The organism is Bradyrhizobium algeriense (genome assembly GCF_003062295.1).
Taxonomy (GTDB): Bacteria; Pseudomonadota; Alphaproteobacteria; order Rhizobiales; family Xanthobacteraceae; genus Bradyrhizobium; species Bradyrhizobium algeriense.
In genome coordinates this window covers 1-9278 of sequence record NZ_PYCN01000074.1, presented here as the reverse complement: position 1 = coordinate 9278, position 9278 = coordinate 1, and the positions used below count along the sequence as shown (strand labels likewise).

The window sequence follows — 9278 nt, the reverse complement described above, 5'->3', positions numbered from 1 at the left end:
GGCGCAATGTACGAAAACAGTCCGCCCTGATCCGTAAACCTGCCCCGCATGATCATCTCCGCCGATTCGAGATGATCAAGTGAATCATCAAGCCCCCTCCGTGGCGAGGGGGTTCTTCAGCAGACTGCTAGGGGCAATGGCATGCGACATGGCTTGATTTCTCCCTTCGAGTGGATTGCATCTCAGTTCAAGGTCCAGGAAGACTTCAGGATCACTACGCGTCGGTTACTTGGCGGTTTGGCGCTGTCGCTATCGCACTTAAAATGATAATTAGCATTTCGTGGGAGCTTCCGCGGTAGTGCCCCGAAAACTAATTCCCTCGGTGCCGCCATCATAGATCTTGACAGCTTGAGGGCCTGCTCGAGCGCCTCGGATCCAGTCGGGTCGGAGGAATGGAAACCGCATCGAACTCTCGATCGTGTCACCTGCTGATCAGAGCGAGGCTCATCGGGCCAGGAATTTAGCAACTGTCCACTCCACAGTCGAAGTGGAACTACGTTGGGCTTCGCGGTTTTCAAACTTGTCTCCATTTTTCTTCAATCTTACATCGATAACCTGCCTCAGGCCCTCTACCGCAACTATGAGTAGCACCTGCTCATTGCAAATTTGTGTCCGTATGTGCAAGTAGAATTCAAGCATGTGTGAAGTCGATCCAGCCTATGAGGATGAAAAGTAGACTCTTCGACATTTGGTCGCGATTGCAGATGTTCTGTGCAGAAGGGTGCGAGAGCTTTTTCGCCAAAGCATGTGATAGGCGGCTCTCGTCGATTATGGAGGCGCGTTCCGACCGGATGAGGGATGCGACGATGAGCCCTTTTCGTTGACGCGAGTACCCTTAGCCAACAAACAACTGCTGTTGGCAGTGCAGAGAGCCCGCGGACTCCGGTTCCAGTGCTCTGATAAAGAGCTTGACTTAGTCAGTCTTGGGAAAAGCGAGCCCCGCACAGGTGCTTCGCGCACTTTCGGCTCAATGCTGGCCAAAACTCATGAGATTGAGGGAAGAGCTAATCTCTCTAGCCAAGAGAGCCCGACACCTGAGATGGTGCAGACAAGGCAAAACAAACTTGGAGATAGACGAGCTTCGTCGAGCTCAGAACGATAGAATTCCCACCTCGCGAATGCGATCAGGGAGATTGTCGCATGTAATGGGATCGTAGTAATTGCAGTAGAGAATGGTCTTGTTTCGCTGTGATGTCTCTGAATTCGCTGCCCTGTGCTTCCCCGGGGAGCAAATTTGTCCTGGTCGTATGGAGCCGACCGCTGACATTTAAGATCTACATCGAAGCTATTCAGATCGGCGGATGTGCGCGTTTCACTTTACGTATCTGACCTGCGATCCGTTCAGGGTTCCGGACGGACAAGCGCCTTGCAACGGAGAGGCTCTTGAGGGCGATCAGTGCGTGGTATTCGCACCCTTCTCGCCAACTATCCGCAAAAGCATCGACCCGATCTTCCGCCGCTTCAGCGAGTGCGACCGGGTTCTTTGCTTACGGGATATGGAGCAATTGCCGGCGACGGCAATTCTTGCGCAGCGCTTCAGCACGACGTGACTTCATTAATCCGCTCACCCTTTAGTGCCGAAGCGGTCCAGCGAGCTCGATGCAATGCTTGCCGTAGCCCAGGAGGGCTCCTCTCGTTCGCGCGAAATGTTGCTCCTGCGCGCCCACTTGTCGGAGTATCTGAACAGTACTAGGGCGGAAGTCTTGTTGTGAAATGAGAGGGCAAAAAGCTACTGTGGGATTTAGGCCGGAGGGTGCTGTTCTAGTTCGGACACTTGGTCCGGTAAGTTAGGACAGCAAGCTTTTGGAGTTGGCATTATTCAATCAAAATAGTCTGGAAAGCTTAACCCCAGCCAGCGACACGGAACAGATGCCGGGATTGGGAGGGCTGTATTGGTTCTCGGGTCCGACGGTATCGAAACGATTGGGTCACGCCTGTCCGGAGCCAACGGTAAATTTCAGGCCGTTCTTGGCCTGTCTATCGCGCGCTCGCATAGCTTGTGGAATGCGGCCTTCCAGTCCTCAGAGTGCATGGGGCTTACGATGTCGTTGATGGCCAGGAGGGCCCTGGTGGCAGTTAGTTACAGCAGTGGGTGAACTAGGCTAGGCGGCTACAATGTGCGCAGCGCGGTCGCCCCCCAGTGCCGGAGGCGAGATATTGCGGTTCGATATTGCTGTCCTCGGCGCAGTTGTCGTTGTCGTGAGAGCTCGTTCCTTGCATTCGGTTTTGTCGAATGAAATGGCGGCGCTTTAGCCATGATCAAGCTCCTCTGGGCGCGCTTGCAGCGGGTCTGAGATATCGTTGACGGCCGGCTAGAAGGGCCGTGGTGCAGGTTAATCATCTGCACCACCGCAGCGGGTGAACTAGGCTAGGCGGATGCAATGTTCGCAGCGCGGTCGCCCGGCAGTGCCGGAGGCGAGATATTGCCGTTCGATGTTGTTGCCCTCGGTGCACTTGTCGTTGTCGTGATAGACGTTTCTTGCATTCGGTTTTTTCGAATGAAATGGAGGCACTTTAGCCATAATAAGACTCTCCTGGAAATGCGCGCATCGAATCAACGCGCGTACGTGGCCCTGAACAGTAACGATGCGTCGATATTGATTAATGCAACAATTCCCGTATCGACGCTGAAATTCCGCGATCAAGCGCCCTTCTTTTACGGATTTCACCAACCGATAGTCCGCCTGTGCTGGTGGCGACCAGCCATCAGCGATTTGAGCGAGGTCAACGAATCCCGAAGCTCACCGAACTGCCCGACCATTTGAGGGCCCTGAGAATTGGTTCGCGCTTGAAGCTCACTCGTTTTGCTACGCCGCGGCCGAAAACGGTGCAAACCGGTCGGTACGACGTCACTGAAGCCGCAACTGTTGGATTTGTTTGGTGGGCGCACCAGGGCTCAAAACTGAGGCCCGCTGAGTAAGCGTCTTAACCGTCCCATTTGCACTCCAAGGCCGCCGATTGCCGTACCGCGACGTCCTCGAAGCGCGACGCGATCGCTGGAGCTCACACGGCGATGGGAGCCGTCGGACCTGGTATCTGGATGTCAGGGCAAAGAGTGCGAAAGCGAATTAAAGTACCTGCGCCGCGAAATCTATGGGCGCGACGACGTGAAAATACCCGGCCGAGGCCTTACAGCCTTCGATCGATATTTCGAAGGCTTGTAGAGCGCCCGAATAGGGCCGTTCTTTCGAGGTCGCTCGGGCCTGGGCACCAGTCCGAATCCTGGGGCACAGGGCCGCCCTCTCCTTCGCCCTGACAGCGCCCAGATTTCGTGCCATTTTTGCAATTGCCTTTTACCGCCTCGCACGATCTGTTGCCCAAGGTTGAATTTCGCAGGTTCATCAGAATAGGTGTGAATCATTAGCATAGGTGCGAATTGAAAATTGGGTCGTTTCGTGCTGGAGCCGCTGGAGCAGTTGGCTTAAAGCCATAATCATGCCCGCTTGGACTTCTTGTCGATCGCGTCGCGAACCAACTGACGCATGCCCGGGAAGCCAACGTTGATCTAAACCACCTCGAAACCGCGAGCCGGCTCTGCATCGAGACCATAGACATAGACGGGTAGCAGCCCGTCGATCGAATGAGCGCGGGCCAAATGTCGGATCGACGACTTGCAAGTTCAGGAAGGTGACCGGACCAATGGATCTGATGGCGGATCCGCGTCTCCGACACATCGTCGTGATTGATCTTGAGCGGGCGCGGCTCTCGGGGGGGGGGAGGATTTCAACCGGAAGTCCCAATCCCACGGTCGCCGCGTGCGCCTGCCGGTTCCCTGTCATGGAGGAGGTCGGGCACGGCGAATTCAAAGGGCAAGCGGAACAACTCCTCCAGGAGAGTTGAGCCGCGCCACAACGGTCGCGGCACAATGCACGTCTGTCTGTTCCGGATACATTCGCCATTGCGATAGCGCAGTGACCTGGCACTGCTTAATTCCTAAGATGGAGTTAGGGTCCGCGGCGAGCCGCGCTAACCGCGCGGCCCCGTCGGGTGAGGCGCTCTCCTGATTGTCAGGTTAGAATGCTCGTCGTTTGGGTGTTTGGGTGGGGCGAACGCAAGGCGCGTAGCGCTCGCGCTGCCCACACGAGAGCCATGTGCGCTCGTGGCGTAAAGTATGCCAAATACAGCGAAGAAGATCCACAGCAAAATGAACAATAGCATGGGCGGCAACTAGTTTCGTTTGCGGAACGCGGGTTCGTCAGATGTCCTGTTGGACACCGAAGTCCCCGTTCGTTAGCTTGGCGAGAATCTCTACACCCTGACGCCACGTAAGGTTCAAGTCGCTTGAACAGAGCAATATGAAGCGCCTGCAGAAGCTGAAGATTTTGAGTTCGGCACGTTGCTTGCTTATTCAGGCACATCAACAATGCGCTCGTCATGCTTATTGCGGGATCGGCGCGTGTACGCGGCGGCGCAGGTAGCGGATACGACTACGTCATCCACTACGTCGCTGGCGAGTACTGAACCTGTACCACCACGGTGAAAAGTCGCACTTTATACTCACTGAATGCTTGGGAGTGTACAGCGGCTTTGACCACGACGCATCATCCTACTTCTCAGTGAACGTAGCGCGAGGTGAAGCCCACATGTTTGATTACAAAGACGACTCCTACTTCGCATACAACGATTGATCGTGGATCGCAGGCGGCCTCTGCCGCCTCTCTACCTCAGTGGCTGAGTATTGAAATTTACAAGGCATCTGGCATTCGATGAAAATCTCTGAAGCATTCGTCCTGATAGGCCGTTCAAGTAACTGGCGAGTAACAATTCCGGCCTTCGCGTGGCTGTTCGTGCAGCTAGCCCAGATATCGAGCGGCCCTCAACCGGCACAAGCCAGCGCTTCACCAAGCGGAGCTCTCGTCAATCCGGTCGTCCGTGATGACCAGGATGCGGTTTACAAGTCAGTTGACGCTCGCTCACTCCCAGCCGGGCATTGTCGCGTCAAGAAATCGGAGCTCAGCAATGTTCAGTTGGGCTCAAACTACGCAGACGTCGTTTACGTGTTCGGCTGCGCAGGCACTATCACTTCAAGGGAGATCATCCAAGGGATCAAGCTTCACGTGGTTGCCTGGAATGACGGGCAGGTCTTAGCGCTATTCGTTAACGGAAAGCTCTCGATCACATCGCAGTCCGGCCTTCGGTAACGATTCGATCGCTTGTAAGCTTGCTCCTTATGCTTTGCATCGCTGCCTTACACATACAAAGCCGATCTCGTGAGGCGTACGATAAGAAGCGGCGATTTGTTAGTCTGGAGACAATTCCAACAATTTGACTCACGTACATCGCCGTCTTCGAGGTGGGAACCACAATCGAAACGTCCCTACCGCACGCCGATTGTCGGTGACTGACAGCCTGATGCACGTGCGCGAACTGCCACGGATTGAGCTGTCATAGCGATGCATGTCTCGGACATCGGCGCCTCACGTTGCAACGACGAAGATCCCGACGCTCGCAGGTGCTAAGGACGTCTAATCGCCGTTCTGCTGAGCAGAGGTGAAGGACACGACTATCTCGTCGCGGAGCGACTGATCCACAGAGTGAGGCCACCGAGACGCATGCTTGGCGACGAAGTCAACGACAATGCCAAATTGCGCGAAAGAACTTAATTGGCTTGAAAACGAAAGCGGTCATCTCGGCTTCACCAAACGTCTCTATTGGCTTCGTTGGTCCATCGAGAGCGCTGTCAGCAGACTAAAGCGCTTCAGTGCGCATACCAACCCGTTATGACAAGGCAACACGTGGTATCTGTCTGGCGGGAGTACTTGCATGCTGGCTTTAATGAAGCTGGGCTTTAGGTCTTTGGCAAAAAACGGGCCGGCCGGTCGATATACCCACTTTCGATCGGGCGACTTGTGTATCCGTTCTATGAGCATGTCACGCTGGAGTTCTTAATCATGGACCAGCCTCTGACAGCGTCGTGAGCGCCGCATTTGACAAGTCATGGCGCATTGTCGAGACGGATCCATTGCTAGTGCATAATGCCAAGGAATTGCTGCGCGATCGATTACGAGCTGATCTAGAACTCTCACTGAGAAACGGCGAGCAGGACATAATGCATCTTGCAAATAGCGCGATTTGGACGCTACGCACCGAACTAGGAAGACCCTCGGACCTGTAGTATCGCCCCTGCCTCAGCTGAAAGGGAGACTCCCTGTCACGCAATCCTCTGCGCGCGCTTTGGTCCCGTGTACGGCGAACTGAGCATGAAACAACTCATCATGAGGAGAAAACAGTGTCGCTCTTTCATTAGGCGGTGCCCTGGTCAGTAGTCGCCCATTGCAAGACATGTGGCAACATCGAAAACTGCTCAGGCACATTGCACCGGCTCGGAAGCGTGCCCGCCGCCGCTTTCTGAAGAGCAGATTATAGGGCTTCAAGGAGCACGAGGCCGGCGTATCGGTTCCCGACTTATGCCCGAAGTGGGGTCAGCGGCTCCAACATCTACAAATAGAAAGCCTTGTTCGGCGGGCTGGAGGTCTCGGAGCCAGCGGCTGAAGACGTGGGAGAGGGAGAACACGCGGCTTAAATGGCCTCTGGCTGACGCATACTGATAATGCATAAGGATCTGTTGGGAAAGAATGGTGGCGCCCGCGGCCAAGCGGAAGCTGTCGCTCACCTTTAAGACGAGCAAACGGCGGGCGTGTAACGCCATCGGCTGTTGCCGCATGACATGAAATAGCATTTCTGTCACCAACCTTGGCGATGAGAGTCGAAGAAGCCCTGCCACATCTACGTTGAGGGCATGAGCAACGCGCCAATTGCCGCCGGGAAAGAACAGCGCCGACACCGACGACACAATGTAGGATGTCCCCAGTTCGGGTTCGCATTCGATGCATGCTTCTCAATCAGAAAGAAGACCTTTTGTGGTCCGCGGCCAAGCCGTTCGATCAGCCCGTTCCTCGAAGGGCGGCTCAAGCGTGAGCGTGTCGGGCATAACGCACATGCCCACATTGACCAGCCCAACGTTACGCCCAGAGCCGCCGAATTCCATTTCCGTGGTCTCCAGCAACGCGACGCGCGCGGCCTTTCTCAGCAAGGTGAAGGGCGGCAGAAGCTGTTTATCCGCCGCCAATCACAACGAAATCGGCTTGCAGTTAGCTCCCACAATCCGTACGACCTCGGATCGTTTCGCATCAGATAAATTCGGCATCTCAAGGCGTCGGCCTTTCGATCAGCGCAATTCCATGAAAATAACCAGGGGTCGCACAAGCAAAGTGACAAGCCCAACAAAGCATCGGCGAACTGCTCGTCTCTCATGACGTTATTCAGAGCCGGACTGAGCGAGCGGCCCGAAGGTTTCTTGGGAGGCGCATTCTATCCGCTCGCGTACATCTCGACAGCCTGTGTTTCGGCTTGCAATATTGATTCCTGAGCTGGGGACCCGGGGGTCCAACGGCTGACGCCAAATTTGCAAACCGATTGATAGAAAAAAACGTGAGAGGGACTTGGACTTCGCATCATACGGACAGCCGCAACGAAATCTCAGTACTCGCGAAGGTTCTGTACGGCGTTGACATCTCCATATCCACGACCCGCATAGATGCACGTCGATCTTCATAAATGTACCGTACGCGCCAGAGCGGCCCTATGTCCGGTGTGAAGCTGAAATCGCCAGAGTCAAGCGCTCTCGCGATCACTCGGATAGCGTCACTGTTGCTTATTGGCAAGGAGAACGCCGCATCGATAAGTGCCGCCAAGCTCACGCCGTCTGCGAGTAACGCACGTGCAATGTTCTCCCCGTGAACGCGCCGCAAAATTGAGACGATTGCCGCTACGGCGTCTGGGTCTTTCAGAGGCACTCTGCGCTAGCCTTGTTGAGCCGCGCCATAATGCCGAAGCCCGAACGTCCTGCAAATCTGCGGTGATGTTCCTGAAGGCCAGGACGGACCGATTAAGAAAAGCACTCCGCCGGCAGTATGCCGGCATATGGCTCGGCTTTTCCAATTGCGAGCGAACGGAGCGGCCTGATACCGCTTGCCGGCTAGCACTCGAAATTTTCTGCGATATAGCTGTCGCCGCGGGTCACGAAGGCACGGTGTCAAAGTGGTGCCAGTGGGCATCTGTAGCCGGCCAAGCGCGCGGCCGCTACCGGCCGCCTCGATCGCAAGCCTGACCGAGACCTCGCTCATCGGCGCAACCCGTGGAAGTCCTGCCATGCGCATCAAGTCTCGGCTTCCCAAGCAATTGAGGTGCACCCAGGCTTTAGGAGCACCTTGGCCTACTCTGGGTCCGGCACCAGATGCGGACAAGTGAAGAGATCTGGTTCTCTCGCAGCTGTGTCCATTCGGAAAGCTGGGGCTCCTTGACCTTTATCACCATCTCGCTCGATGCAAATACCTCATGAGCGGAGTCCAGAATCGTTGCGCCGGCCTTTGTCGTCCATAGCGCCCATGCCGACACCGGAATTGGTCTCGACTACCACCCTGTGGCCGGCCGTCAAATATTCGCGGACGGCCGCAGGCGTAAGACCCACGTGGTATTCGTGCGCCTTGATTTCCCTGCGGACACCGACGTTCATTTTGCAACCTCCTTACCTGGACGATCTCTTTTAATTGGAAGAGCGGTGCAAGTTTGCGAAGCAGGCGCTAAATGGTGCAGAAATTCAGCACTCTTGACCCTGTTACGCAGGATTCCAAACAGATGGACCCTATAAGGTCGATGTTACAGCCGTGGCCAAACTAAGCACCAATACGCGGATCAGTCAGACCAAACTCGCCCTCCACTAGTTCAAGCCGATTCAGCCCACTGATTGCGGCTGTCCATGCGCACAGTTCTCAACAACTAATCCATCTCGATGCAAGGCGTCTCTCCTCGGATGCATACCTCACGCCATGGGTGGCCTAACGCTCCGGCGACATAATCAACCCGTCAGCACGGTCGTTCTCGTATTCTGGGGAGCTCTAATTTGTCATACAATACGGTCAATTTCCCACCTGCCTATCCACTCTTAAGCAATGCCCATGAGCAGCCGCACACATTTGCAAGCTGCTCCCGAGCTGATCCAATGCTCGGGCGCTCGCTCTACCTTTCAGATGGCAAGGCGAGGTAAGCGGTATTGAACATTCGGTCCTAGTTAATCGCCGGTAGTCCTCGCAATTTCTTCAAAGACCCCTAGGAGCCTGTCCGAGTAATCGGATTTTTCTCGACGAAGAATAAGCGTCGTGATTCAAACGGTGGATGAGCAAGACATTTCGTCCTTGGGACGTTGATCAGGTTTGGCTGCTGCCGCCATCGATCCAGGATTTGGTGCCTTCCGGGCACACGGCCCACTTTGTGCGCGA

Annotated in this window: 2 protein-coding genes and 2 pseudogenes; 2 read left to right on the top strand and 2 right to left on the bottom strand. The window is 55.3% G+C overall.

The annotated features are described in order from the left end of the window. Positions 1-2381 precede the first annotated feature (2381 nt). Both C7G61_RS45355 and C7G61_RS47750 read left to right on the top strand, forming a co-directional pair. Entirely contained in the window at positions 2382-2765 is a 384-nt protein-coding gene (locus C7G61_RS45355; protein ID WP_190242242.1) for a hypothetical protein, read from the top strand. A 3594-nt stretch (positions 2766-6359) separates the two neighbouring features. Further along, a pseudogene (locus tag C7G61_RS47750) lies at positions 6360-6668 on the top strand (transposase); the annotation flags it as partial. Between the two features lie 170 nt (positions 6669-6838). On the opposite strand, the gene C7G61_RS41245 reads toward C7G61_RS47750, so the two are convergent. Both C7G61_RS41245 and C7G61_RS46680 read right to left on the bottom strand, forming a co-directional pair. Next, positions 6839-7069, bottom strand: a complete 231-nt coding sequence (locus C7G61_RS41245; RefSeq protein ID WP_338026189.1) for a hypothetical protein — start codon at positions 7067-7069, stop codon at positions 6839-6841. A gap of 1130 nt (positions 7070-8199) precedes the next feature. Beyond that, positions 8200-8515 (bottom strand): annotated as a pseudogene (locus C7G61_RS46680) (hypothetical protein). Between the last annotated feature and the right edge of the window lie 763 nt (positions 8516-9278).